At 38.0% G+C, this 24,998-nt stretch carries 22 protein-coding genes; 13 read left to right on the top strand and 9 right to left on the bottom strand.

The window, feature by feature from the left end:
- The first annotated feature begins 14 nt into the window (after positions 1 to 14).
- Both G8761_RS09845 and G8761_RS09840 read left to right on the top strand, forming a co-directional pair.
- Positions 15 to 1,589, top strand: a complete 1,575-nt coding sequence (locus tag G8761_RS09845) for a SagB family peptide dehydrogenase (RefSeq protein ID WP_166026216.1) — start codon at positions 15 to 17, stop codon at positions 1,587 to 1,589.
- Between the two features lie 364 nt (positions 1,590 to 1,953).
- Positions 1,954 to 2,439, top strand: coding sequence for a DinB family protein (locus tag G8761_RS09840; RefSeq protein ID WP_166026056.1), 486 nt, complete (start codon positions 1,954 to 1,956; stop codon positions 2,437 to 2,439).
- Between the two features lie 796 nt (positions 2,440 to 3,235).
- On the opposite strand, the gene G8761_RS09835 is transcribed toward G8761_RS09840, so the two are convergent.
- Positions 3,236 to 4,090: a DMT family transporter gene (locus G8761_RS09835; RefSeq protein ID WP_166026054.1), complete on the bottom strand. Its 855-nt coding sequence runs from the start codon at positions 4,088 to 4,090 to the stop codon at positions 3,236 to 3,238.
- A 408-nt stretch (positions 4,091 to 4,498) separates the two neighbouring features.
- Between G8761_RS09835 and G8761_RS09830 the strand changes: the two genes are divergently transcribed.
- Positions 4,499 to 4,873: a DUF4362 domain-containing protein gene (locus G8761_RS09830; RefSeq protein WP_166026052.1), complete on the top strand. Its 375-nt coding sequence runs from the start codon at positions 4,499 to 4,501 to the stop codon at positions 4,871 to 4,873.
- 5 nt (positions 4,874 to 4,878) lie between these two features.
- Here G8761_RS09830 and G8761_RS09825 read toward each other — a convergent pair whose 3' ends face one another.
- From G8761_RS09825 to G8761_RS09815, 3 genes are all read right to left on the bottom strand, one after another.
- Complete coding sequence (locus tag G8761_RS09825; protein ID WP_166026050.1) at positions 4,879 to 5,091, bottom strand: aspartyl-phosphate phosphatase Spo0E family protein; 213 nt, start codon at positions 5,089 to 5,091, stop codon at positions 4,879 to 4,881.
- Positions 5,092 to 5,189: 98 nt separating this feature from the next.
- Positions 5,190 to 5,870 (bottom strand): DUF421 domain-containing protein, encoded by a 681-nt coding sequence (locus tag G8761_RS09820; RefSeq protein ID WP_420800237.1) that lies wholly within the window; start codon positions 5,868 to 5,870, stop codon positions 5,190 to 5,192.
- Positions 5,871 to 5,997: 127 nt separating this feature from the next.
- A complete protein-coding gene (locus tag G8761_RS09815) occupies positions 5,998 to 7,980 on the bottom strand; it encodes a M6 family metalloprotease domain-containing protein (protein WP_166026047.1) in 1,983 nt (660 codons plus the stop codon).
- A 229-nt stretch (positions 7,981 to 8,209) separates the two neighbouring features.
- On the opposite strand from G8761_RS09815, the gene G8761_RS09810 reads away from it, so the two are divergent.
- The 7 genes from G8761_RS09810 (at position 8,210) to pdxR (ending at position 13,724) form a co-directional block, all read left to right on the top strand.
- Complete coding sequence (locus G8761_RS09810) at positions 8,210 to 8,419, top strand: hypothetical protein (protein ID WP_166026045.1); 210 nt, start codon at positions 8,210 to 8,212, stop codon at positions 8,417 to 8,419.
- Positions 8,370 to 8,795 (top strand): O-methyltransferase, encoded by a 426-nt coding sequence (locus G8761_RS09805; protein ID WP_166026043.1) that lies wholly within the window; start codon positions 8,370 to 8,372, stop codon positions 8,793 to 8,795. Before G8761_RS09810 ends, G8761_RS09805 begins: the two co-directional genes overlap by 50 nt.
- 68 nt (positions 8,796 to 8,863) lie before the next feature.
- Positions 8,864 to 9,370 carry an MOSC domain-containing protein gene (locus tag G8761_RS09800; RefSeq protein ID WP_166026041.1) on the top strand — a complete coding sequence of 169 codons (507 nt, stop codon included), beginning with the start codon at positions 8,864 to 8,866 and terminating at the stop codon, positions 9,368 to 9,370.
- A gap of 9 nt (positions 9,371 to 9,379) precedes the next feature.
- A complete protein-coding gene (locus G8761_RS09795) occupies positions 9,380 to 9,829 on the top strand; it encodes a GNAT family N-acetyltransferase (RefSeq protein ID WP_166026039.1) in 450 nt (149 codons plus the stop codon).
- 386 nt (positions 9,830 to 10,215) lie between these two features.
- Entirely contained in the window at positions 10,216 to 11,199 is a 984-nt protein-coding gene (locus tag G8761_RS09790; protein ID WP_166026037.1) for a bile acid:sodium symporter family protein, read from the top strand.
- A gap of 96 nt (positions 11,200 to 11,295) precedes the next feature.
- Positions 11,296 to 11,844 (top strand): GNAT family N-acetyltransferase, encoded by a 549-nt coding sequence (locus G8761_RS09785; protein ID WP_166026212.1) that lies wholly within the window; start codon positions 11,296 to 11,298, stop codon positions 11,842 to 11,844.
- A 443-nt stretch (positions 11,845 to 12,287) separates the two neighbouring features.
- Positions 12,288 to 13,724, top strand: coding sequence for a MocR-like pyridoxine biosynthesis transcription factor PdxR (gene pdxR / locus G8761_RS09775; RefSeq protein ID WP_166026033.1), 1,437 nt, complete (start codon positions 12,288 to 12,290; stop codon positions 13,722 to 13,724).
- Positions 13,725 to 13,862: 138 nt separating this feature from the next.
- Here pdxR and G8761_RS09770 read toward each other — a convergent pair whose 3' ends face one another.
- The 4 genes from G8761_RS09770 to G8761_RS09755 all read right to left on the bottom strand — a co-directional run bounded on the left by G8761_RS09770 (position 13,863) and on the right by G8761_RS09755 (position 18,405).
- Positions 13,863 to 14,297 carry a YfmQ family protein gene (locus G8761_RS09770; RefSeq protein ID WP_166026031.1) on the bottom strand — a complete coding sequence of 145 codons (435 nt, stop codon included), beginning with the start codon at positions 14,295 to 14,297 and terminating at the stop codon, positions 13,863 to 13,865.
- A 1,077-nt stretch (positions 14,298 to 15,374) separates the two neighbouring features.
- Positions 15,375 to 15,623, bottom strand: a complete 249-nt coding sequence (locus tag G8761_RS09765) for a hypothetical protein (protein ID WP_166026029.1) — start codon at positions 15,621 to 15,623, stop codon at positions 15,375 to 15,377.
- Between the two features lie 243 nt (positions 15,624 to 15,866).
- On the bottom strand, positions 15,867 to 17,033 hold the full coding sequence (locus G8761_RS09760) for a glucose-1-phosphate adenylyltransferase (RefSeq protein WP_166026027.1): 1,167 nt from the start codon (positions 17,031 to 17,033) through the stop codon (positions 15,867 to 15,869).
- Between the two features lie 496 nt (positions 17,034 to 17,529).
- Positions 17,530 to 18,405, bottom strand: a complete 876-nt coding sequence (locus G8761_RS09755; protein WP_243449971.1) for an aldo/keto reductase — start codon at positions 18,403 to 18,405, stop codon at positions 17,530 to 17,532.
- A gap of 600 nt (positions 18,406 to 19,005) precedes the next feature.
- Here G8761_RS09755 and G8761_RS09750 point away from each other — a divergent pair.
- Together G8761_RS09750 and cysI are read left to right on the top strand one after the other, a co-directional pair.
- Positions 19,006 to 20,817, top strand: a complete 1,812-nt coding sequence (locus tag G8761_RS09750; protein ID WP_166026023.1) for an assimilatory sulfite reductase (NADPH) flavoprotein subunit — start codon at positions 19,006 to 19,008, stop codon at positions 20,815 to 20,817.
- A gap of 26 nt (positions 20,818 to 20,843) precedes the next feature.
- Positions 20,844 to 22,562 carry an assimilatory sulfite reductase (NADPH) hemoprotein subunit gene (gene cysI, locus G8761_RS09745; RefSeq protein WP_166026021.1) on the top strand — a complete coding sequence of 573 codons (1,719 nt, stop codon included), beginning with the start codon at positions 20,844 to 20,846 and terminating at the stop codon, positions 22,560 to 22,562.
- 270 nt (positions 22,563 to 22,832) lie between these two features.
- On the opposite strand, the gene G8761_RS09735 is transcribed toward cysI, so the two are convergent.
- Entirely contained in the window at positions 22,833 to 23,381 is a 549-nt protein-coding gene (locus tag G8761_RS09735) for a hypothetical protein (RefSeq protein ID WP_166026019.1), read from the bottom strand.
- A gap of 416 nt (positions 23,382 to 23,797) precedes the next feature.
- Between G8761_RS09735 and G8761_RS09730 the strand changes: the two genes are divergently transcribed.
- Positions 23,798 to 24,124: a PTS sugar transporter subunit IIA gene (locus tag G8761_RS09730; RefSeq protein WP_166026017.1), complete on the top strand. Its 327-nt coding sequence runs from the start codon at positions 23,798 to 23,800 to the stop codon at positions 24,122 to 24,124.
- Positions 24,125 to 24,998 lie beyond the last annotated feature (874 nt).

Raw genomic sequence — 24,998 nt, 5'->3', positions numbered from 1 at the left:
CAGGAGGCAAAATGTTGAAGCTTGAAACTTTTCTACACAACCTTCATTTTGATACGGAAAAAATCTTTCCGCCGGATTGGGAGGTGGATTGGGAAGATGCGCCCCTTTCATATAAATTGTATCGAGGCTTGCCTGAGTATCCGCTTCCGCCAGAGGTGCCATTATCAATTACGCATCGGGCTTTTGATGGCAAACCTAGTCTGAAAAAGGTAGGTCAATTCCTGTGGTATGTATATGGTATAACTCAATACTCTCAGTCTGCAAATTCCGGAGGTTCTGCAGAAGAGAGGAACCAGTCTTTGCGCCGTTTTGTTCCCTCTGGCGGGGGGTTGTATCCAAGTGAATTATACGTTTATTTAAAATTGGAGGAAGTGCCAGAAGGAATTTATCATTACAGTGCCGCTCATCACCGCCTCATCCTGCTTCGAAAAGGGAATTATGATTCCTACTTATCCAGAAGTCTGGGAAATGGAAGCGATCTTTCAGACTGTTTTGGAGCTGTGTTTATTTCAACTGTGTTTTGGAAAAATTTTTATAAGTATAATAACTTTTCATACCGGCTCCAGGGCTTAGATGCAGGAGTTCTGATTGGGCAATTGTTAGAAGTGGCGAAACAGATGAGCTTCTCCAATCGGGTTTGCTATCAATTTCTTGACCGGGCTATCAATCATTTGCTTGGACTATCCGAACAGGATGAAAGTGTATACGCCATAATTCCATTATCGATTCATCAATTAATCAATTGTGCGGATGGTGTTCATAAAAATGAAGAAAAGATTTCTGCCGATGACTTGAGCAGTGAAGTTGCCTTATTAAAGCATACTTCTTATAACCGATCAAAGAGAGTAATGGATTATCCTGTGCTAAAAGAACTTAATGAAGCATCAATGTATGAAACAACGAACTCGTTTGTGAAGATAAACCAAAAGAAAAGTGTGAAACATGCGTTAGATACTGAGATTGTCTTGCTGCCACGTAAGGAGCTTTTTTCATACGACCTGGCCTCTGTTTGCAGAAAGCGGTATTCTCCAGATATTGATTTTACTATCGGAAAAGTGAGTCAAACACAATTATCAGCATTGTTAAATGAAACATATACCTTCATTTATCAGAATGACCTTGATGACACAGATGAGAATGTTGAGAATCGGGTTTCTTTGTATGGCACCTTTTATAACGTAGAGGGACTTCCAAATGGTGCCTACTCTTATGACTATAGCACCCATTCGCTTAACAGAATAACCGAAGGGGATTATAGGGAGTTTTTACAATTTGGTTTAACCATGCCAAATGTTAATTTGTATCAAGTCCCACTGTGTTTGCATGCCGTTGGAGAAAAGGATTACCTTATTAAGAAATTAGGATATAGAGGATATCGCATCCAGCAGATGGAAGCCGGCATTCTTGTTCAGCGGCTGCTCTTGTCGGCGTGTGCCTTAGGAATGGGAGGTCATCCACTGCTCGGATTCGATGCAAATCAATGTGATGATCTTTATAAAATTAGTTCGAGGGGAAAGACCAGCTTAATTCAAATTCCGGTTGGTCCATACCGCCCCCGTGCCTGGTTAAAAGGAAGTTTGCGTACCTAGTTGTTATACTTTCGACCATGTGCATTCCTTTTTAATCAGAGATGTCTTTTTGAAAATTGAATTTAGCTTTGCGAGTTTGTTAGAATAGAAAGAACTTATAGAATCAAATCCGACTGATAACATACTTTATATACATTTAATTATATACCTTGTAAGAAAGAAAATAGCTTTAAAACAAAGATATGCGGGCAGACCTTTATGAAAAAGATGAATTTAGGGAAACGGAAAATTGAAACAATAAGTTACAGACCGAAGTACCTACTAATAAATAAAACTTAAGATGTTTACACTCTACTAAAATGGAATCAAAAGAGCTTTTTTAGATTTAATAAAATTATAAATTTGGAATGGGTGTGAACGAGCTATGGAAGAAAATAATAAAATTAGACAAGAAATTTTAATATCTGTGAGAGGTCTTTCTGACGAACAATTGAATGAGCAGTTGGAAGAGGACAGATGGTCGATAATGCAGGTGCTAGATCACCTTTATTTAATGGAGCAGGTAATTACTCAATCAATTTCTCGTGAATTGGCAACTGGAAAGGAGAAGGTTGTAGATCCTAAGCCAATTGAATTAGCGGTTATTCGATCAACAAAAATAGGCGCACCATCATTTGTGGTTCCTTCCAACGAGTTTATTACTCTAGAAGAAATGAAAAATAAGCTTTCACAATCAAGAGAAGGTTTAACTAAGCTGGTGAATGATGCTGATAAATCATTATTAAAAAAGCGGGCCTTTCCGCATCCGGCGTTTGGTGATTTAAGTTTAAAACAATGGATACCGTTTGTTGGGTTACATGAAAAAAGACATCTTGCTCAGATTGAAGAGTTGAAGGGAAAATTAATTTAATAAAGTAAGTTTGAGATTTGGTCATAATTCATATTATTGGGTTTCACCGTCTCCGATATGTATTTAATTGAAAACTGCACATAGAAATTAGTGTGCAGTTTTTTATCTTTTAATTGAAAACTAAGAACTTATTATTACTTTTTTCTTTCCCCAATTTAAAGAAAATAAATTATTCGTAATATAACCCAATAATGAAAACAGTAAGACTTATAAGCTTTCATGCTAGTAAGGAAGAGGTAAACGGGTGAGCAGAAGTACTTTCTTATTGACAAAGGTGTAGTTTCTTTAAAAATGCCATTTGATATTCTGTGTGAATAAGAAGAGCGCAAGCGCCCGTTCACCGACGTATGGCCATTTGAAGAAAGGCTAACGTCGCCACGTCCTGTGGGCCTCCACTTCGACTGAGATAAAGGATAAACGAAATGCAAAGCATTTCGATGTTGACATATCGTAGGGAGAAGCGGGATGGACACTAGCTGCACCAAGTATCACCTAGAGGTCATACTTGATGCAAGATATTCAAGGAAGCTTTACAAAGATGAAAACTCGCTGAGCGCTGGAGCTAGACAATTTAAAAGGTAAAACTTTACACTTTCTTATCCATTAAAAAAGGAACCTTTCAAGGTTCCTAAGATAAACTGGCTGGTTGAAGGCTTAATTTATACATATTATATAATAAAATGCTTTAATTTGATTGGGCGATACAGGGTCGGAAGGCAATAATTTTCATTTGAATTTTTTTCGGAGAATCAAAATTTGCCTGTTTGATTATTTTCCTGAAAGAAAGAAAGGATTATCACAGGCTAGCCAAAACAGCACCTATAATTGTAATAATTCCACCGATTAATGACATCAAAGATATTTGTTCATTTAATAACAGAATACCAAAAATGACTGTCCATACTGGAAGCAGATTAATAAATGGGGCGGCTTTTCCTGCACCAACAATTTTCACACCAGCGTTCCACGAGAAATAAGCCCCTACTGATGCGAATGTACTGACATAAAGAACTGCGAGCCAAGCGTTGGCTGACATGTGGATCATATTTGTTTTTACAGTACCAATACAACTGATGGCACTTAGAATTGTGCCATAGAAGGCAGAACCTGCAGTCATTGTTAGCGGGTCAATCTGTTTTCCATACCGTTTACCGAGAACGGTATACAGCCCCCAAGCCAAACACGATAAGACAATTTCAATGTCCCCAATGATTGTTCCCTGTGAATGAGCCTGGTGTTTCCCTTGCAGCAAAATAATAACGCCAGCAATGGAAATCGCGGTACCCATCCATGCTTTTAATTTAACTTGCTCTTTTAAAACTATGGGTGTAAAAATCAAGATTGCAACTGGTATACCAGCAGAAATCATACCAGCCTGTGAGGCACTTATTGACCTTAAACCTAGGTAGTTCAAGGTTGAAAATGCAAACACACCGAAGAAGCCTAGCACGAGAAGTTCCTTCCATTTTGAGAAAACAGGCAATTTCTTTTTATAAAAAGCCATAATCCCTACAAGTATTAAGGTAGAAATAGCCCAACGTATTGTATTAAGTAAAGTTGAGGGTAATGCCTGTCCTAAAAACCTTCCACATATGTAATTACCACCCCAAAGAAGTGTTGCTATTATAAGCAGTGATATCCCGCGTCTCATACATAAAAGTCCCCTTGTAATTTAGTGATATTCTTATAGGAAAATCATAACAAAAACAGAAGAAACTTACCAAGGAATGAATTGATACAACAATCAAAAATAGGGGAGTCAGATATGAGAATAATATTTAAAGCAGTTTTTGGTTCAGTCATCATTCACTTAATATATTTTGTATTTTTGTTTTTAATAGGCTATATAAAAACAAGCTTATATTACCCCAAATTGAATTTGACCAGGTCAACACTCTTCAAAATCAAGCAGTGTTTGGTTACGTTATTTCTCCTAAGTTTAATCTAATAACTTTTGTGAGTGCGACGGTTATTTATGTGGTTTTCATTTTTTTCTATATTCGATTTAAAAGTAACTTTTAAAAAAGTCTTCACGTCTAAGAAGGAGAGGGGTGAAAATATGAAGGTTTTATTGATCTTTCTTATTGTTTTGGGAATAGTGGGATGTTCTCCCAATAATATGGAGGAAGTAATAAATAAACATAATGATATTCAAAATCTGGAAGGCATAAATAGATTTGTAGAAAATGTAAAGAATCAAAAAGAAGCCAAAATTAATTATGTTCAGTATGGGATAGAGGGACAACGCGGTGTAACAACATTAACGTTCAATGGAAAAGACATTCATGTTTCGAATAGTGTAGATGGAAAGTTTATTGGAAAATTTAACTGCAAAAATATGGTGTTTAAAACAGAAGCGTTTAAAAAGTATATTCTCACCAATTGTACCAATGTTGATGGTGATCATGAACTGCTCTCATTTCCAAATAAATAGTAAGATTAGCCGATATTTATAGTTTTCTGATGACATTCTTGTGGACAGCATTTCTGGCAAACAGCTAGGTATTTGTCGAGTTCCTGGCTAATAGAAATAGCCTCGCTGCTGTTTAATCCAAGTTCTAAACCAATCCTTATTAACTCTTTTCTAAGGAACTCTATGTGTTTGCAAAGTTCTTCAGATGCTTCTATTTTGAGGGTGTCTTGATTCTTCATAGAGATTCTCCTTTCAAAGAATTAAAATATATTACAAATCAAAATTATACCAACCGCAACAAGAAAAGTATATATAAGCAGTGTGAAATATCTAAATTTTAGCTATATTTCATTACTTTTAGCCCCTGGTTTTCCTGCCACTCGGCATATAACACTTCTTTAAATTCTTTTATTTTTTTCTTAGATAATTGATTTTTAAGCCATTCCTCATCACGGCCAGCTTCTTTAAGATTTTCAGCCACTACTTTCCCGTCCATAATAACAGCGAAGGGCAGGTTAACTTCTTTTTTAGGAATATTTAAGTCTTGATTCTTTGGGACTCCACTCTCAAACTTTGGTGCAACACTGATCTGTCCATCTCGTTCCAAAATCACATATTCAGCATCATAAATAGAAAAGTAACCCTGTTTTCTCATAAGATGCTGCAGCTGATTTAAATCAATATAGTTGTTCTTTAAATTCTTAAAAACAATTTGTCCCTTATAAATTAACATAGTAGGTTTGCCTTCTAGTATGGCTCTAAGGTAGGAAGATTTTTGAGTTAAAAACTCCACACTGTAGATTAGTAAACCCCAAACGAGAATACTAAATAGTATTTGTTTTAACCCAATTTTGGAATCAAAAATGGCATCACCCACAAGATTTCCCATTACCAGTCCAGTGATAAAATCAAAAGGGGTTATTTGTGAAAACTGAATTTTCCCTAATAGTTTTAACATAACCAGAAGAGCCAAAAAGCCTACTATCAATTCAATCGTAATATCTTTGTACATAACCATAATATTTCTCCTCAAAGATGTTTTTTCGTCCTGTATAGATTGTTACAAATTTCCAAACTTTATGTGCTTCTTATATAAAAAAAAGAAAAGAGAATGCGAAAATGCATTCTCTTTACACATTAGTCATTTATTTTCCGTTTCCAGGTCCAACAATGCGTAAAACATTAACTGTCTTACTTGTTTCTGTCTCCGAAGTGGCAGTAAAGGTAAGTGATGTAGGAACTGGCTGAACTCCATCGGAGCTATTTTTAGGTATTTTCACAAACACTGGAACAGTTACGGTTTTTCCTGCTTCTACTTCGATTACATTATTTTGAAGCTGCAATTGCCAGCCGGCATCTGTTTTTACATTAAGACGAATGAGATCGGTCGCTTCTCCGGTATTTGTTACATTGAAGTTGTAGACAGCGATTTTTCCAGGAGCTGCAAATTCGGATGTGCTATTAAATGCCTGAACTCCGCGGGCATATGGACCTGAACCGTCGATATTTCGGACTGCAACCCGGTAGGAAAGGGCGCCGGCTGAGTCACGTTTTTTTCCTAAAATGTAAAAATGGAGCCGGTTATTTTCATCAGTATATTCGCTGACAACTCCTTCACCGGTTCCTGCCTTGAAAAGACCATCTGCGAGCTGCTGGTAATCTCCTTTGGATAGCATAGAGGTTGTTCCATCTGGCCTATTGAAATCAGGCAGATTAATATCTTCCTTATGAGAGTCGATGACCCAAATGTTTGGTGCAGCCTCCGTGTTCTTTGTCTTTGCTAATAATACACCTGAATCAGGCTGGAATGAATCAAAGCCAACCCGGTCTACAACTTCCAGAGTGTAGTTATTGTACCACTGCGCACCACGCTGCATATCGGCCCGCCAATCATCATTTAAAGAGTTAACAGGGGTGTTATCTACCATGCTTATATTAATGCCATGCAGACCTTGCCTTTCAAAAGCATTACCAGTCGGTACCTCACGTGAAACAATATCAGTGAAAACGGGACCGCTTTCTGCAAGCTTGTCACGGTCAAGGCTTAGATATTGATCGGGTGTAAGGAAGCCCTGCTTGATTTTATTCCGAAGCATATGATGAGAAGGAGCTGATGCGCCTAAAAGGGATGGAACCTGCCAGCGGGTGTGAGGACCGCCGGGACCATTAAAGCTGCCGCGGCTCATCAATTCCCATGGACCGGAGTAGGAACGGGATACTGGAATTCCATAAGGATTATTGTAGTTGTCACCAAGAGTCATAATATGTCCGAACTCATGTGCAAAGGTTCCCATTCCATCATTTTCACCCTGGAGGGATGTACCACCGCCGGCGCTTGACCAAATCCCTTTCGCTGCATACCAGGAAGTCCATGGAACATAGCGCGTTTTTGCGGCATTTGGCATACCAGTTATGCCAGGGCCGAAGGGATTTGTAACGGATTCAGCATTTTGAAACATCATTTCACCAAATTCCTGCCACACACCGGACTCGTCATAACCGGAATGTATGACAAATCGGAAATCGAAGTTTTCGCCTGATGCAGCTATATCCGCCTTAGCTTTTTCAACAGCTTCTGTTCTCAGGCTCCTGCCCTTAAAGCCTGAAGGCATATTTGCCTGCTGGCCAAACTCATTCAGTCCGTATTCAAACTCATTTCCATCCATACGGTAAGGGCCAAATGCCTTTAATTCAATTTTCCATTTTCCAAAGGAATTCTCTCTCCAGTAACCATTGACAGTTTGATAGTGATTGAGACTCGAAGGTTTGTTAAGGAAGTCTTCCCAAAACTTGCCCATCTGATCACGTGGAATATTCCCAGTTCCGATAGGGTTACCGGCAATCTCAGCACCTCGCTGCTGGCTCAAAATGAAGGGTCTGTCCGGAAAATCAACTAGAATTAATGCTCCCCTTATGACTCGATCAGGTTTTACGTCAGATGTATTCCAGTCGATGCCCGGAACAGGCTTATAATCATTCCAGGTCATATCACGGGGAAGTTCCCATGACTGTAAATCAACCGGCATCGGAAATTCTGATAATCCTGGCTGTTTAGGTTTAGCATAGGCTGTAGATGCTAATGTTAAAAAACTAGCTAAAAAAATGAATGACTTCTTCAATGTCTTCATAACATCCATCCCTCCAAAATATGTATAAACAAGTAAATGTTACCATTGTTATGAGATTGGAAGAATAAATAAATGTCAGAATTTTCAAAATGAATATTAAGTCGTAAGTCCAAAGGTGGAGTTTTATTTTTTAGCAGATTTATTGTTAGTTTTTTAGAACTATTTTTCAGTTTGAAGGGGAGTTCTATATTTTTGTAGAATTAAACTATTTAATGGGAGAAGTGATTTTATGGATTCAAAACTATTAGGATTTTTAAAAGAGCTTGAAAACTTTGGAGTGGAGAATGACAGGGAAGAAACAAATAAGTCGAAAAGAATGAGAAATGTAACCTTGGATACGGCTCAATTCCTCTCATTTATGGCCTCTTTAATAAAAGCCACAAACATTCTTGAAGATAGGCACTTCAAATGGTTTTTCTACTTTATGGCTTGCGGATAGCGTTTCAGAGAATGAAGGAAAAGTTACAACAGTGGAATATTCTCCAAGTAAAGCTGAGATGGCAAAGAGTAATTTCGAAAAAGCGATCATGGAAAAATGGATAAACCTAATTGTTCAGGATGCAGGGGAGTACATAAAAGAATTACAGAGGGATTCAATTGACATGATTTTTTTGGACTCCGACCGAAAAGAGTATGTTGAATGGTGGGAGCATTTAAGAACCATTTTGAAAAAGAATGGATTAATAGTGGTGGATAATATTATTTCTCATCAAACAGAATTACAGGATTTTATGAACCTGGTTCATAATGATAAGAACTTTAAAACGTATCAGTCTAACATTGGAAAAGGGTTATTATTATTAACGAAAAAATAAACACTGGGGGAAGACGATGGAGAAAAATAATTAACTGGACAATTAGAGGAAATGTCGCGGCTGTCAGCATGAGCGCTAAACATACCTTTAGTAAGCAAAATCAAACTTCAATAAAATTATTGAAAGGATTAAGAGTTGAAGGAGATGCTCATTCTGGTGTAACTGTGAAGCATCGATCACGGGTGGCACAAAATCCAGAAGAGCCTAATTTAAGACAAGTACACCTTATTCATACAGAACTATTTGAGGAGTTAGGGTCCCGCTATACCATTGAACCTGGACAAATGGGTGAAAATATTACAACAACTGGATTGAATCTTCTTGAACTTCCAAAGGAAACTATATTATTTATTGGTCAAACAGCTCAGGTTAAAATAACGGGCCTGCATAACCCTTGTTCCCAAATAGACCATTTTCAGCCGGGACTGATGAAAGCTGTTCTGAGTAAAGATGCAGAAGGAAACCTTGTTCGTAAGTCTGGAATCATGGGAATCGTACTGGAAGGCGGGGAAGTAATGCCAGGTAATTCTATAGTAGTTAAACTTCCATCAGAGCCTTTTAAAAATTGGAGGTAGTTTAATAAAATGTGTGATTTCGAAGTTGAAAAAATAAAGAATTTGTTATCTATTGAGTATTCTCATTTAGTTTTGGAAAGTAAGGAAAACGGCTTCCGATTTCTTGATCGGTTAGTAAATGATTATAAAAATGGAGAGAATACCTTTGATAAGGACGGAGAGTCTTTATTTGGAGTCTTTAATCAACAAGGAACCCTGATTGCTATAGGTGGATTAAATATAGACCCGTTTTCAGGGGATGAAAAAGTTTGCAGGCTAAGGAGATTTTATGTTTCTGATGCTTACCGGAGAAAAGGGATAGGAACACTTTTATTAAATACAATCGTTTCGGAAGCAAAAAACTATTTTAATGTTTTAGTGTTACATACAGATACCGAAGAGGCTGCTAAATATTATAAAGCATATGGATTTCATAAAGACGAGATTCGCCCCAACTCCACACACTATATAAACTTATAATTTGATATATGCAGCTACATAAGAGACAGGCAACATCAAAGGTAATTTTTTAAGATGGAATTGATTATAGAAACATTAAATTTTATTCAATTTCGAATGAATTAAATGTTAGGGAAAACCAAGTAATATCAAAATGAATTTCTTATAGGACAGATTTTATATTAGTTTCGCCTGGTAGATAATCTAATAGATTGAGAAAAGCTTTTCTTCTTTTTGAAGGCAAGCTTTTTTCATGTTTCTGGGAGGAATAATTTTAGTAAGCGCTATCATTATTTCGGATACCAAAATATTTTTCAATGATGTATTGATTTTTAAAAATATTTGGACTAGTATAATAAAATAAATTAATTGTTAGAAAAATTAGAAAAGTATTTGGAGGGTTTTTAATGGGAGTCATCGAGAAGATCAGCGGCTTTGCTGGTAAGACATTTACACTCTGGGTTTTGGTCTTTGCTGTCCTTGCCTATCTTATGCCAGAGAATTTCAAGTGGGTGGGAGGTTACATTGTTCCTTTGTTAGGTATTGTCATGTTTGGAATGGGCCTGACACTTGAGTTATCTGATTTTAAAGAAGTACTGAAACGGCCAAAGGAAGTGTCACTTGGAGTTATCGGGCATTTTGTTATCATGCCAGTTATTGCCTTCTTGCTGGCGGTCGGACTGGATTTACCAAAGGATGTAGCGGTGGGGGTTATTTTAGTGGGCTGCTGTCCGAGTGGAACTGCCTCCAATGTTATGGTGTTTCTTGCAAGAGGAAATGTGGCGCTTGCAGTAGCGATTGCCTCTGTATCTACTATTCTTGCTCCAATAGTAACACCGCTGCTGATTCTGCTGTTTGCAAGCAAATGGGTTAATATCAGCGTAGCTTCCTTATTCCTATCTATCGTCCAAGTAATCATTGTTCCTTTACTTGTTGGCTTTATCATTAAAAAGTTCTTTGGAAAACAAGCAAAAGCCGGAGCAAAAGCAATGCCACTTGTTTCCGTTATTGCTATAGTGTTAATCGTATCTGGTGTCGTAGCCGGAAGTGCTGAAAAACTAGCACAAACTGGTTTGCTTATTTTTGGTGTAGTAATCCTGCATAATCTTCTTGGATTTTTATTAGGCTTTTTCTTTGCTCGGTTGTGTGGTATGGACCTGGCGAAACAAAAAGCAGTATCAATGGAAGTTGGTATGCAGAATTCAGGATTGGGTGTCGCCATCGCTACAGCTCATTTTTCGCCATTAGCGGCAGTACCAAGTGCCATCTTCAGTGTATGGCACAACCTATCCGGTTCAGTTCTCGCAAATATTTATAGCCGAATGAAAGATAAAAATGAACCAGTTCAAAATATCAACCCTGACATGCAGCCTGTAAATAAAGGAGTTTAACCTATATAACCACCTTGTGCCACTGCACATGGTGGTTTTTTCATTAGTATTCTTTATAAAGAGATTTGTGTATGATAACAACAGGGGGGATGTATGATGTTTGTACATAATATTGATGAAGAAATATCTTTAAGATTATTAGACTTAAATGATGCTGAAAGAGTTTTTGAGCTAACCGACAAATCAAGGAATCATCTTAAAGAGTGGCTGGCTTGGCTCGATTTTACAACCCAAGTGGAGGATTCTAAGGAATTTATTCAGGGTACTTTAAACGGTTATGCAGCAAATAAGAGCATGACTACCGCTATTTTATTCTGCGGTGAAGTGGTGGGAGTCGCTGGGTTCAATAGTATCAATTGGTCAAACAAAACAGCATATATTGGTTATTGGCTGGGAGAAGAATACCAGCGGAATGGAATAATGACAAAGGTTGCTAAAGCCTTGACTGATTATGCCTTTAAGCATCTCAAATTAAATAAAGTTGAAATTAGAGCTGCAGCGGGGAATAAAAAAAGCAGAAGCATTCCGGAAAAACTGGGCTTTGTAAAGGAAGGAACGATACGGCAAGCCGAATGGTTATATGATCATTTCGTAGACCACGTTGTTTATGGAGTATTAGCAGAAGAATTGAATAATAAAATATAGTGAAGTCCGCCAGTTGTGGCGGACTTTTTAATGGTTTTAATTTTCAAAATGGATGGTGGATTTTTATGTAAATTGGATGGTTAAAATATTTCCCCATTACGATATGATTAAAGTATTTAAGTGATTAAAATGATAAGAGGTGCAGCATGGACATTATGTTTGGGTTGGTTATCTTTATATTAATCTTATCTGTAGTTTCAACTTTATTATTAACCGGAAAGTCTGATGAAGACTACAGCAGTTCAACCAAAAGAAATACAACTAACTTAACCTTAATTTATGTAGTGATTATTTTTTTGGCGTTAACTTCACTAGGAATCTATATTTGGTTAACGTAAGAATGAATGTCTAATCTATAGTCATAGGCTATAGATTATTTATTTGGTTTTAGTAATGAGTTATTATAGTAAAACAATACCTAAATTAAATTAAGGATGTAGCATATGGATTGGCAACCTGACAGAGAATCTAGAGTACCTATTTATAAACAACTTGCTGGATATATTGAGAATGGGATCGGTGATGGGACTTTTCCTCCGGATAGATCTTTGCCTTCAGAAAGAAGTTTCGCTAAAGAACTTGGAATAAATAGAAGCACTGTAATTGCTGCCTATGACGAATTGGAATCAAAAGGTCTAATTGAAAGAAACCGAGGAAGCGGCACAACAATCAGCAAAGATATTTGGGGAATTACCAAAAAACGAATCCCAAGCTGGAATAGGTACATTGAAGCTGGATCGTTTTTGCCCAATTTACCTGTTACTCAAAAAATACGGCAGAAATCCGTGGAAAATAAACTAATAAATTTAGCAAGCGGTGAATTATCTGAAGATCTTTTCCCTATGAGTTCCCTTAGAGAGATTACATCAAACAGGTCCTTTATAGGCACATTGGGATATGACCATCCCCAGGGAAACGCTATGCTTAGGGAAACTATTTCTAACCATGTGAAACTATACCGCAGTATAGAAACAAACCCATCATCTATATTAATTACATCCGGAGCTCAGCAAGCTTTGCATCTTGTTGTTCAATGTTTGTTGAAACCCGGAGACGCAGTTGCTATAGAAAATCCATCATATAATTATAATCTGCCGATATTTAAATCAGCAGGAATTAAAACGTACTATTTAAAAGTCGATCAGGAAGGTATAAATCCAGACGATATAAGTGATTTATACAAAAAGCATCGTATCAAGATGATATTTTTGAATCCTATTTTTCAAAATCCTACAGGTGTACTAATGGCTGAAGAACGACGAAAAAGAGTTCTTGAATTATCTTCAGAATATGGGATTCCAGTCGTGGAAGATGATCCCTACAGCTTAACTTCCTTTTCAGGTGAAAAAATTCAAACTCTCAAATCACAAGATTGTAATGGAAATGTTTTATATATTAGTTCACTGACAAAAATTGTCGCTTCAGGTTTGAGAATAGGGTGGATTATAGGGCCAAGGGCAGTAATAGAAAGGTTATCTGATGCCAAGCAACAAGTGGACTTTGGACATGCCAGTTACAGTCAATGGATTGCAAATGACTTTTTAGAATCCAAAAAGTTTGAAATGCATATCAAAAGTTTAGTAAGTGAGCTTGAAAACAGAAAAGACCAAATAGTCGCGAGCCTTCATTACTTTTTAAAGGAGCAAGTTGATTTTTACATTCCTCAGGGAGGAATTCATTTATGGTGCAGGATTAAAAATGAGTTTAATGAAGTACAATTGCTGGAAGAATCAATTAAAAGAGGAGTCATATATGTTCCTGGCTCCACGATGGGATCTGAAAAGGGGTTTGTGCGTTTTACGTTTGGAAGGGAAAAGGAAGAAAATATTAATGAAGGAATCAAAAGGTTTGCTGATGCCCTTTCTACAATATCCACCTAGAATAAATTAAAAAATAAAAAGACAGTCTTAAAGGACCGTCTTTTTTAGCTAATAAGAATTTAAATCTATAAATTCTAATCGCATAATGGCAACTACGGCTCTGCTCTCAACGAAGGCTCGCTAATCGCCAAGTTTTTCTTATGATGACATAGCCCCTTTTTGGAGGCCATCTGAAAGTACACTATAGGCAATGACTTTCTTTTTATATTGTTTTACGACATCAATATGGTCGGCATAGCTGAACACCAATAACCTAACATCCATTTTGCCTCTTTTTGTATCAATGACTAAAGGAGTTATACCGTTCTCTGGATGTAAATACGTTTCCTCGTTTCCGGGCCATATATAATAACGTTGTAAAAAAGTAGCCTCGTTAAAATAATTGATTACTTGTTTTTTATCTTCAACCGCTAATGGTTTTCCGTTGATAGATATAATAGCATTTGCTTCATTTAGTTCAGCATGTAATTTAAATTTGCTGATTAGCCATTCTACAACACCAGTTGGCAGGCAGGTCATTACTATTTTAACAAGACTTATGAGAACTAAAGAAAGTACCACAACCCAAGTCATATTTCATCACCTCCGAAACTCTAGCTTGATTTAGACACCCTTGAAAAGGGGGTGCCAATATCAGTCTCACCACTTTGAAAATATTTGAGATTCCTATTACCAGGAACCACCTTTTCTTAAATATAAAAGGGTATAGATTGAATCACACTTATATATAATAACGCTGCCTGATTAATTATTAACCATCCAATTCTTCCGAAAATGCACCATCCAATTTAAAAGAAGGAAGATTGAAAAAGGTAAAAATACATTTAATTTGCCCATAAATGTTGATTTGACGGGGGTTATTTTTCGAATTAGCAATAGGTTTATCCTACCTGTTTTTTGTGCGTATAATGATTAGTCAATATCTAGCTTGTAAGCTAAAATGCACTCTGAGATATATGTTAATTTATAACGCAGAACAAAAGGCGCAAGCGCCCTGGTTAGCCCCAACAGGCATAAGACGAATCACGTAGGAAATCCTGATTTCTGAAGTGATTTGGCTTATGACCCCGAGGGGCTGGGCGCTGGAGCTGGATTACAATAACCTAGTTCGGAGTTTTCCACAAGGTGAAAATCTATAATTACCTAACCGATAAAAAACAAACACGCTTTGGGGGCTAATCCAAAGCGTATTTTTTTTAATCATGGGCTCTTTTCTAAAAGATAGTTGCAACTTGAAGAAACTATGAGCAAAAATAGGCGAGACTCCAGCGGGAAAAGCAAACCAGGCGAGACCCCGCAGGTCGTTAGCGACCGAGGAGAAAGAAGAACGGAAGCGCCTTGTTCAGCCCCGACAAGCGCTGGAGGGCCTGACGATGAAGTCGTTCTTTACTTCAAAGTCAGGACTGAAGCGACCTCGAGGGGCTAGGTGCTGAAGTTTGACAGGCTCGCGGATTGCCCGCGGAAAGCGAGTCTTTTTTTGCTATTATAAACAACAAAGTTTACGAATAGAGCCTAATCATTTAATGGGGCAGTAGTTTTGAACCGGTAGTTCGGAAATAGTTATTTAGAAGAGTATTTATAAACGCTTCCTACACGCATCTTTCCATCGGGATAATATGATACATACGTTTTTCCTTTATCCTTAAACTCTCACAAAGTACCTTTCATTTCTCCATCAACTTCGCCTATTGTTTTCCAAAATGGGATAAAACTTGGGATGTGGATACCTAATTTTTCTGCTTCGGGAGAAATAGTCACTAATACTAGTTTGGTATTCATAGAAATCAAAGTGTTATTTGGTCCAGCGTGGAAAAGGGGTACAAAAAACAAATATTTAGTCCACCATGTTAAAAATAAAATGATTATAATTGCAATCGGAATAATTAATTTTTTCTTCATACGGCCTCCTATTCTCCTATTCACTCTCCTTTGATGATTTTAACACATAATTCCAATTATCTTAGAATAGATGGGAATGTTCACTTTATGGGCAAGGATTTATTTATAACAATATAAAAGCCCATTTCCTTTATCACAAAAGAAATGGGCTTCACTGATCTAGATGATATTTTTTACGAGGAATTTGATTGTTTAGGGCATTACTTTTTCCATTGGGAATGGTAAACCCGTCAGTTGAAACTATTAAACTGCGTGGTTCTTTACAGCTTCTGGAATAACGGTTTGGTTATCTCCAATTAAGGTGATTTCGCTATATGGTGAATCTTCTCCTACTCTGGAATTAGCCTTGATGATAGATCCGCTTCCTATCACCGCTCGATTAATTTTGGCATTTTCACCAATTATCGTATTAGGCAGAATGACAGAATCCTTAATTACGGCTCCTTTTCCAATCGTCACTCCGGAGAAGAGAACAGAGTGTTCAACATCTCCAAACACTTTGCAGCCTTCGCTTACCAATGATTGATCCAGATTTGCTTTTCTGTCTATATAAGCAGGGGGCTTAATTTGTTCATGGGTATAAATGGTCCAATCCTCTTTTTGGAGTATGGTATTTGAGTCAACCGATAACAAATCCATATTTGCTTCCCAAAAGCTTGGAATCGTACCGACATCCTTCCAATATCCCTTGTAGTGATAGCCATAAACATCACGGTTATCACCAATCATGGAAGGGATAATATCTTTCCCAAAATCTTTGGAAGAGAAAAGGTTTTTTTCCTCGTTTTCTAAGTATGCTTTCAAGAGCTTCCAATTGAAAATATATATCCCCATAGAAGCTAGATTGGATTTTGGATCTTCAGGCTTCTCTTCGAAATCCACAATTCTGCCGGAATGGGGTTCCACGTTCATTATTCCAAATCTGTTTGCTTCTTCCCATGGCACGTGAATAACTGAAATGGTTGCATCTGCCTGAGTTTCCTTATGCTGATCAAGCATTTTACTATAATCCATTTTATAGATATGATCACCCGATATAATTAGGACGTATTCCGGGTTGTAGCTTTCAATATAACGAATGTTTTGGAAAACTGCATGGGCGGTTCCTTCGTACCATCTTTCACCCTTTTCACACTGGTAAGGGGGAAGAATAGTTATTCCGCCATTCCTTCTGTTTAAATCCCAATGTTTTCCGTCACCAATATAATTTTGCAGGGTATGAGGCTGATATTGTGTAAGAACACCAACTGTATCAATACCCGAATTACTGCAATTACTTAACGTGAAATCAATTATTCTATACTTTCCTCCAAAAGGAATGGCTGGTTTTGCTATATATTCAGTTAATTCCCTTAATCTTGAACCTCTGCCACCAGCTAATAGCAAAGCAATACATTGTTTTTGTGTCATGAATGTTCCTCCAGGGGCGTATTTTTAAAGACCTATAAATGGTCGTCTTCCCAAAGCTTGTAGTAGTGCTCTTCTAATTCCACTTCCTCCTCGGAGGTAAGTGATAGGGTATCCTGATGCTTTTCTATGTGATGAGTAAATTTGATAATTTAGCTCCTTTATTTTGTGTGTCTAAGCAATTACGTTTTCCATTGTAACAAACGACTCATTGGCACTAAACGAAAAAATAACGACCAAACCAGTCCATTTTCGACATATCTCTAGAAAAATCCAACCTGCCAATATAGACCTAAGGATGTTTAATGTTTAACTTTATATTAAAATGTCGAATTTCATAAAAAACTTTTAAAGCAAATGTGTCAATTCTGTGAAGAAGGGTAGATTTCACATGTGAGAGATAAAGGGGTGAAAAATGAAAGCAAATGACCGAGGATTTTCAAATGAGATACATCATTTCTATAAAAAATATCCCCCTTTGAAAGGGGGATAAGGATTATTAATATTTTTCTAAAGGCATGCTTTCTGCTGGTCTTGGAAACCACTGATTAATTAGCTTTACATCTTCCTGAGACAGATTCCATCCGAGAGCACCCAAATTGCTTTTAATATGTTCAATGTTTTTTGCTTTAGGTATGGATACGAGGCTTTCCTGTCTAAGAATCCAATTGAGTGCTACCTGATATGCCGTTTTATCATATTTCGCTCCGATTTGGTTTAGGGTCTGTCTTTGTTCTGTACCTTCATGAGGGAACCCAAGACCGCCAAATAACTCAGGTGCATAGCCGAAAGGGGAGTAGCCCATAATAGTTATATTCTGTTCCTGGCAGAATGGCAGAACATTATTTTCAATCCGTCGGTCATTTAAATGGTAGCCTACCTGGTTGCAGGCTAAGGCGTATCCCCCAAGTGCTTTTTGAGCCTCTTCCATTAATTCAGGGGTATAGTTACTGACACCTATATGTTTCACAAGCCCTTTTTCAACTAAATAAGCCATTCCGCGCATGGTTTCTTCTACCTCATAATCCTTGCTTGGCCAATGCTGAAAGTACAAATCAATATAATCGGTCTTTAATCTTTCAAGGCTTGCTTCTGCCGCGTCAATAATGCCCTGGTACGAACAATTTCGGGCTAGAACCTTTGTAGAAATAAAGACATTGCTTCGACAGTCCTGTGTAGCTTCAGCAACAATCCTTTCTGAACCTCCCTTACCATATCCCTCGGCAGTATCAATCAAACTCAACCCATTTTCAATCCCAAATCTTAACGCTTCAATTTCTTCCTTTGCAGAAGCAGGATCTTCACCAAACTTAAAAGTTCCTTGCCCTATAACCGGAATTTTAACTTTTGATTTCCCTAAGTATGTATAAAGCATCCATTTCACCCTTTCCTCTTATTCTAATAAAATGATAGCAACTGCAAGTGGGGATAAGCAATTTTAATGAAAAGGAAAAGGACATTAAGAAGATTTAAAGCTATATTAGAGTCAGTTTGTTCCTTATAGGGGGTATTGAGAACTTTCTTGCGAGATTATTGGGTGAGTTTGTGCTCAAGTAAGCTGCGGAGGTTGTAAAATTGGCTATGTTTAAGCTTATTGTTGATTTTGCACGATGATGCTTGGATCGGAAGGCAAGCGAGGAAAGCGGAAATTAACTGGCAAGTTTAACAGAGCCTTAAAATTAAAAATGAAAGGGAATACATAGTTATTATTAAGAATCTTAATCGTTACGATAATTAATATGTATTTTACTAATGCTTCTCGTTTAGGTAAAGTCAAATTAGAATAGTTTAGAGTAATGGATACGTCATTATAAAGGCATGTCTTTATTAAAACCGACTTGACTTATAGGAATTGTCAAACTAAGATAAGATTATCTCATGTAACAAACGAAATACGATAATAAAAGATTGTTAGAATCCGTCATTTTCAAAATTGACGTTTGATAAGTTTAAATTCCTTTGTGAGGTGGACACATTGCAACTTCAGGTAATAAACAGTCCGTTTAATCAGGAGCAGGCAGAGCTCCTTAACCGTCTTCTGCCAACCTTGACAGAATCTCAACGATTCTGGCTAAGCGGGTATTTAGCCGCTTCTCAGTCTGGTGCAGCTGTTGACACAATTGCGGGCAGCGATCCAACGGTAAATAGCGGGCAGGCAGTTTCTAAGGAAGTAACGGTTTTATTCGGGTCGCAAACAGGGAACGCCCAGGGGCTTGCGAAGAATGCGGCTAAAACATTGGAAGGCCAAGGGTATCAAGTTACTCTTTCTTCCATGAAGGATTTTAAACCAAATAGCCTAAAGAAGGTTCAAAATCTTCTTATTATTGTAAGCACACAAGGGGAAGGAGATCCGCCTGACAATGCACTTGTATTCCATGAGTTTTTGCACGGAAGACGCGCTCCTAAACTTGACGGATTTAACTTCTCTGTTTTGGCTTTAGGGGACAGCTCTTATGAATTTTTCTGCCAAACAGGCAAGGAATTTGATAAGAAGCTTGAAGAGCTTGGCGGAACGAGGCTTTATCCGCGCTTTGACTGCGATCTTGATTATGATGAGCCTGCAGCTGAATGGCTTCAAGGAGTCATTCGCAGCCTAAATGAAGCCCAAGATGGGACCGCCGCACAGGATTTAATACCTGGTGTGCCTCAAACAGTTGGAACAGTTTATTCCCGTAACAATCCTTTTAAAGCAGAGGTTCTTGAAAATTTAAATCTAAATGGCCGTGGCTCAAATAAAGAAACACGCCATCTTGAATTGTCTCTTGAAGGCTCAGGTCTTGAATACCAGCCCGGAGACAGTCTTGGAGTTCTTCCTGAAAATGATCCTGTATTAGTAGAACTTCTTCTTGAAGAATTGAAATGGAATCCGGAAGAAACGGTAACTGTCAAACAGGGAGATGGCCGTTCGTTTAAGGACGCGCTGACTTCTTACTATGAAATAACTGTGTTAACGAAGCCTCTTCTTCAAAAAGTGGCGGAGCTATCAAATAATGAAGATTTGAAAAAGCTTGTAGCACCTGGGAATGAAGAGCAATTAAAGGGATACCTGGATGGTCGCGATTTACTAGATTTAGTTCGGGATTTCGGACAATGGGGAGAGTCTCCTCAGCAGTTTGTCTCTATTCTTCGAAAAATACCAGCTCGCCTGTATTCGATTTCCAGCAGCTTAAATGCTAATCCTGAAGAGGTTCATTTAACGATTGGCGCTGTGCGCTACGAGGCACACGGCCGGGAACGGAATGGAGTATGCTCCATCTTTACTGCTGACCGTATACAGCCAGGTGATACAGTGTCCGTATATGTTCAGAATAACGACAACTTCAAGCTTCCTGAAAATCCTGAAACACCAATTATCATGCTAGGACCAGGTACAGGTGTGGCACCATTCCGTGCATTCATGCAGGAGCGAGAGGAAAACGGTGCAGAAGGCAAGTCCTGGATGTTCTTCGGTGACCAGCACTTTAGAACGGATTTCCTTTATCAAACTGAATGGCAAAAATGGCTTAAAGACGGTGTTCTGACAAGAATGGATGTTGCGTTTTCACGCGATACCGATGAAAAGGTTTATGTCCAGCACAGAATGCTTGAACAAAGCAAAGAACTATTTAATTGGCTTGAAGATGGAGCAGTGGTTTACATCTGCGGAGATGAAAAGAATATGGCCCATGATGTCCACAATACTCTGATCGATATAATTGCCAGAGAAGGCGTAATGAGCACTGAGCAAGCAAAAGAATATCTAGCTCAAATGCAGCAGCAACAACGTTATCAGCGAGATGTATACTGATTTAAATGGAAGGGAGTACTGACACCATGGTGAATCCAATTTTAAAAGCGCCTGAAGGCCCGCCAAGTGATGTTGAAGGAATCAAAGAACGGAGTAACTATTTACGCGGTACTCTGAAGGAAGTAATGCTTGACCGGATCTCTGCCGGAATTCCTGAAGACGACAACCGACTAATGAAACACCACGGAAGCTATTTGCAGGATGATCGCGATCTGCGTAATGAACGTGAGAAACAAAAGCTCGAGCCTGCATACCAATTTATGCTGCGAGTTCGCATGCCAGGAGGAGTTGCCACACCATCTCAATGGCTAGTAATGGATGAACTTGCTGATAAATATGGAAACGGTACATTGAAGCTTACAACACGTGAAACTTTCCAAATGCACGGAATCCTTAAATGGAACATGAAAAGCACAATCCAGCAAATCCATGGAGCTTTACTGGATACGATTGCTGCCTGCGGCGATGTAAACCGTAACGTAATGTGCACGTCTAATCCATACCAGTCTGAGATTCATGCGGAAGTTTACGAATGGTCTAAAAAATTGAGTAATGATCTATTGCCAAGAACTCGTGCCTATCACGAAATTTGGCTGGATGAAGAAAAAGTGGCTGGAACTCCGGAAGTAGAAGAAATCGAACCAATGTACGGTCCGCTTTATCTGCCTCGTAAATTCAAAATTGGGATTGCAGTTCCTCCATCAAATGATATAGATGTCTTTTCACAGGACCTTGGATTCATCGCTATTGTGGAAGATGGGGAGCTAGTTGGCTTTAACGTGGCAATCGGCGGCGGAATGGGAATGACCCATGGTGATACGGTAACATATCCGCAAGTAGCCAAGGTGATTGGCTTCGTTAAGCCTGATATGCTTTATGAAGTTGCTGAAAAAACAATTACCATCCAGCGTGACTATGGAAACCGTTCTGTCCGTAAAAACGCGCGTTTCAAATATACTGTTGACCGCCTGGGTCTAGAAAATGTGAAGGAAGAGCTTGAAAACCGCCTTGGCTGGAGCCTCGACGAAGCAAGGCCTTATCATTTTGAAAATAACGGTGACCGATATGGATGGGTAAAAGGTATACAGGGAAAATGGCACTTAACTCTGTTTATTGAAGGCGGCCGTGTTGCCGATATTGATGGTTACCAGCTGAAGACAGCGTTAAGAGAAATCGCCAGAGTCCATAAAGGAGACTTCCGCCTTACAGCTAATCAGAACCTGATTATTGGCAATGTTTCAAGCCAGAAAAAGAAACAGATCAGTGAGCTTGTAGAAAAATTTGGTTTAACGGATGGAAGCCAATATTCTGCACTAAGACGCAACTCAATGGCTTGCGTAGCCCTTCCTACTTGTGGATTGGCTTTTGCCGAAGCTGAACGTTATCTGCCGCAACTGATTGATAAAATTGATGAAATCATTGATGAGAGCGGATTGCACAATGAAGAAATCACAGTACGTATGACAGGCTGTCCAAATGGATGTGCACGCCATGCATTGGCGGAAATCGGCTTTATTGGAAAAGCAGTAGGCAAATACAATATGTATTTGGGAGCCGCTTTTGATGGAAGCCGTTTGAGCAAAATGTACCGCGAAAACATTGGTGAAGAAGAAATACTTAACGAATTGCGTGTACTTCTCCCTGGCTATGCCAAGGAACGCCTGGAAGGCGAGCACTTCGGAGACTATGTTATCCGTGCCGGAATTATTAAAGCTACTACCGATGGAACAAACTTCCATGATTAATAGATAATCAAAAAGACAGGATTGCTATTTCCTGTCTTTTTTGTTCGTTTTAGCAGCATTTGCGGCCTCTGTAAATTTTCGCTCATATATTTTAGCCAAAGCTGGTACACTGCGGTTATAGTATTGAGTTTCAGAGATATACAAATACCTTGAGTTCAATACATTACCAGGTCCTGCATTATAAGCGGCCAGAGCCAAATCAAGATTACCGAAGCGTTGAAGCTGAATCATATTCAGCGATGAGCGGTTTGTCTTCTACAACCTTAACAATCATTGGTTTCCATCTTCCGTGATAATCTTGACATTTACCATATCTAATAGGGCACGGAAACCATCCTTAAGATTATCTTTAATAATATCCCAATCGGTTAAAACAGCTTTTGTATCAGGCGACTCTTTAATATTAAATTCATATAAAGAAAGGTCCTTAAACCTGCTATTTTTAGAAATTTCGTCACTGATACTTGTAAGTTTGTCATTTTGTTTGCTTGCTCTAATTCCAATCTCTGAAGCTAGCAATTGAACTGTATTTTTAATGTTGGTTTTAAAAACTAAATATTTCTCTTTTTTATATGCCTTTGTATCGGTTATATCAACTTTTCCCTGAAATGGCATGTAAGTCTGCCTTCCCAAGGGTTCCTGACGGATTAACTTGTTAATAGCCCAGTTTTCCGCAGGCTCCCAATTCATCTTTCCAGCTGCATATATCAGTACAGATAGGACTTCTATTAAAATTACTATTTTTCTTAAAATAGGCCAAATAAATATCTTTAGCAAATAAATAATATACTTTTGCAGGGAAACAAGTTGTTTCTTCATGACATAGTCCTCGCTTGGCAGGATATAATCAGGTTAATCGTACCGTGTGAAGTATGTTTAGAATGATAGGAGTTTTGTCGGTTTATTTACAAATTGCCGCTTATATTTTAAAAGGATTTTTCTAAAAGTTTATAGAATACTAATATAAGGGGGAAGCAGAGTAATGTTACTTTACGTTTGATTCCTATCTGAAAATCGGGTTTTATGATAGGAGAGAGATAACAAATATATCAAGTTACAATAGACGGTATTTCATCCTATATGCTTAAGGGTTTTTTTGGGCTGCCAAAATCCGCCCAGACCGGAAAAACGCTTATAAATGTTGGTTAATTTGTTATAAATGCGTTTTAGCATAGGAGGAATTATCTACTCAAAAGTTGCTTAAGAATAAATACATATAAAAAGGTGTGTTTAAAATGATGGAAGAAACAACAGACATTAATATGATAGCATTTTCCATGATTAGTAATGTGGGAACAGCCAAAAGCTTAGTGATGGAAGCTCTTTATGCAGCAAAAGATGGAGACTATGTATTAGCAGAAGAGAAGTTAAAAGAGTCCAGGCAGTTTTTTGTACAGGGCCACAAAATTCATGCTTCATTAATTCAGAAAGAAGCAAGCGGTGATAAAGTAGAATTTTCGATGCTCTTCATGCATGCTGAGGACCAGCTGCTAAGTGCTGAGACAATGTCTGAATTAGTAAAAGAAATGATTGAAATGTATAAAAGAATCGATAACATATAAATGAACAAAAAAAGGATTATTGCGAGCTTTGGTTCGTAATAATCCTTTTTACTGTCTTGAAAACATGTTTCCCCATCTTTTAAAGATTTAGGTCACAAACCGATGTCTTTGTATTTTAACCCCAACTAATCAAATTTTAATTTTACTTATGGATGACAAGGACGAACAGCCATAATAGCAATTCATACATTTTTTGGAAAATAGACAAATAACACAGGCTTTTTAGTAAGAAGTGCGTAGCATGAAGTAAGAAAGGAATGAAATTCATCTTTCATATCTTTCTAAAATTCTTTAGGGAGGTTAATTTATGCTACAAACAATTGCACCTCAAGATATCCAAGGAGCAGTGGATGAGTTATTGATTGCCGGGGAAGGGGAATTTTTGTTTGAAGACCCATTTTCAATGGGGCCTTTAAGCAGACGCTCATCAAGACGTTCATCCAGAAGACGCACATCCAGACGTCGTACTTCTAGACGCCGTACTTCCAGACGTCGTACTTCTAGACGTCGTACTTCCAGACGTCGTACTTCTAGACGTCGTACTTCCAGAAGGCGTTCATCAAGACGTCGCACTTCAAGACGCCGCTCTTCAAGACGTCGCACTTCCAGAAGACGTACATCAAGACGTCGCTCTTCCAGAAGACGTACTTCCAGTAGCTTCTAATTTAACATTACGGTAAGTTTCAAGCTGTTAAAAGTGACAGGCACCTTATATAGGTGCCTCACTTTTTTAGCTAATCAGAATTTATATCCATAACTTCTGAATGCAAAGTAAAACTAATGCATCCGCAAAGGACTTGGCGTATACCAAGTTTTTCTAATGTTTTTAAAAAGAATAAGTATTAATACTTAACCATCTTTTTTAAGCAGATGG

Source organism: Neobacillus terrae (genome assembly GCF_011393025.1).
GTDB lineage: Bacteria > Bacillota > Bacilli > Bacillales > Cytobacillaceae > Neobacillus_A > Neobacillus_A terrae.
This window is presented reverse-complemented; position numbering and strand designations above follow the sequence as displayed.

Excerpts from the sequence above, each read along its gene's own strand:
- G8761_RS09800 (WP_166026041.1), top strand. The coding sequence starts at position 8,864 with ATGAGCGCTAAACATACCTTTAGTAAGCAAAATCAAACTTCAATAAAA.
- G8761_RS09830 (WP_166026052.1), top strand. The coding sequence starts at position 4,499 with ATGAAGGTTTTATTGATCTTTCTTATTGTTTTGGGAATAGTGGGATGT.
- G8761_RS09820 (WP_420800237.1), bottom strand. The coding sequence starts at position 5,870 with ATGGTTATGTACAAAGATATTACGATTGAATTGATAGTAGGCTTTTTG.
- G8761_RS09765 (WP_166026029.1), bottom strand. The coding sequence starts at position 15,623 with ATGAAGAAAAAATTAATTATTCCGATTGCAATTATAATCATTTTATTT.
- G8761_RS09810 (WP_166026045.1), top strand. The coding sequence starts at position 8,210 with ATGGATTCAAAACTATTAGGATTTTTAAAAGAGCTTGAAAACTTTGGA.
- G8761_RS09840 (WP_166026056.1), top strand. The coding sequence starts at position 1,954 with ATGGAAGAAAATAATAAAATTAGACAAGAAATTTTAATATCTGTGAGA.
- G8761_RS09835 (WP_166026054.1), bottom strand. The coding sequence starts at position 4,090 with ATGAGACGCGGGATATCACTGCTTATAATAGCAACACTTCTTTGGGGT.
- cysI (WP_166026021.1), top strand. The coding sequence starts at position 20,844 with ATGGTGAATCCAATTTTAAAAGCGCCTGAAGGCCCGCCAAGTGATGTT.
- G8761_RS09795 (WP_166026039.1), top strand. The coding sequence starts at position 9,380 with ATGTGTGATTTCGAAGTTGAAAAAATAAAGAATTTGTTATCTATTGAG.
- G8761_RS09755 (WP_243449971.1), bottom strand. The coding sequence starts at position 18,405 with ATGCTTTATACATACTTAGGGAAATCAAAAGTTAAAATTCCGGTTATA.
- G8761_RS09790 (WP_166026037.1), top strand. The coding sequence starts at position 10,216 with ATGGGAGTCATCGAGAAGATCAGCGGCTTTGCTGGTAAGACATTTACA.
- G8761_RS09760 (WP_166026027.1), bottom strand. The coding sequence starts at position 17,033 with ATGACACAAAAACAATGTATTGCTTTGCTATTAGCTGGTGGCAGAGGT.
- G8761_RS09730 (WP_166026017.1), top strand. The coding sequence starts at position 23,798 with ATGATGGAAGAAACAACAGACATTAATATGATAGCATTTTCCATGATT.
- G8761_RS09825 (WP_166026050.1), bottom strand. The coding sequence starts at position 5,091 with ATGAAGAATCAAGACACCCTCAAAATAGAAGCATCTGAAGAACTTTGC.
- G8761_RS09785 (WP_166026212.1), top strand. The coding sequence starts at position 11,296 with ATGTTTGTACATAATATTGATGAAGAAATATCTTTAAGATTATTAGAC.
- G8761_RS09735 (WP_166026019.1), bottom strand. The coding sequence starts at position 23,381 with ATGAAGAAACAACTTGTTTCCCTGCAAAAGTATATTATTTATTTGCTA.
- pdxR (WP_166026033.1), top strand. The coding sequence starts at position 12,288 with ATGGATTGGCAACCTGACAGAGAATCTAGAGTACCTATTTATAAACAA.
- G8761_RS09815 (WP_166026047.1), bottom strand. The coding sequence starts at position 7,980 with ATGAAGACATTGAAGAAGTCATTCATTTTTTTAGCTAGTTTTTTAACA.
- G8761_RS09770 (WP_166026031.1), bottom strand. The coding sequence starts at position 14,297 with ATGACTTGGGTTGTGGTACTTTCTTTAGTTCTCATAAGTCTTGTTAAA.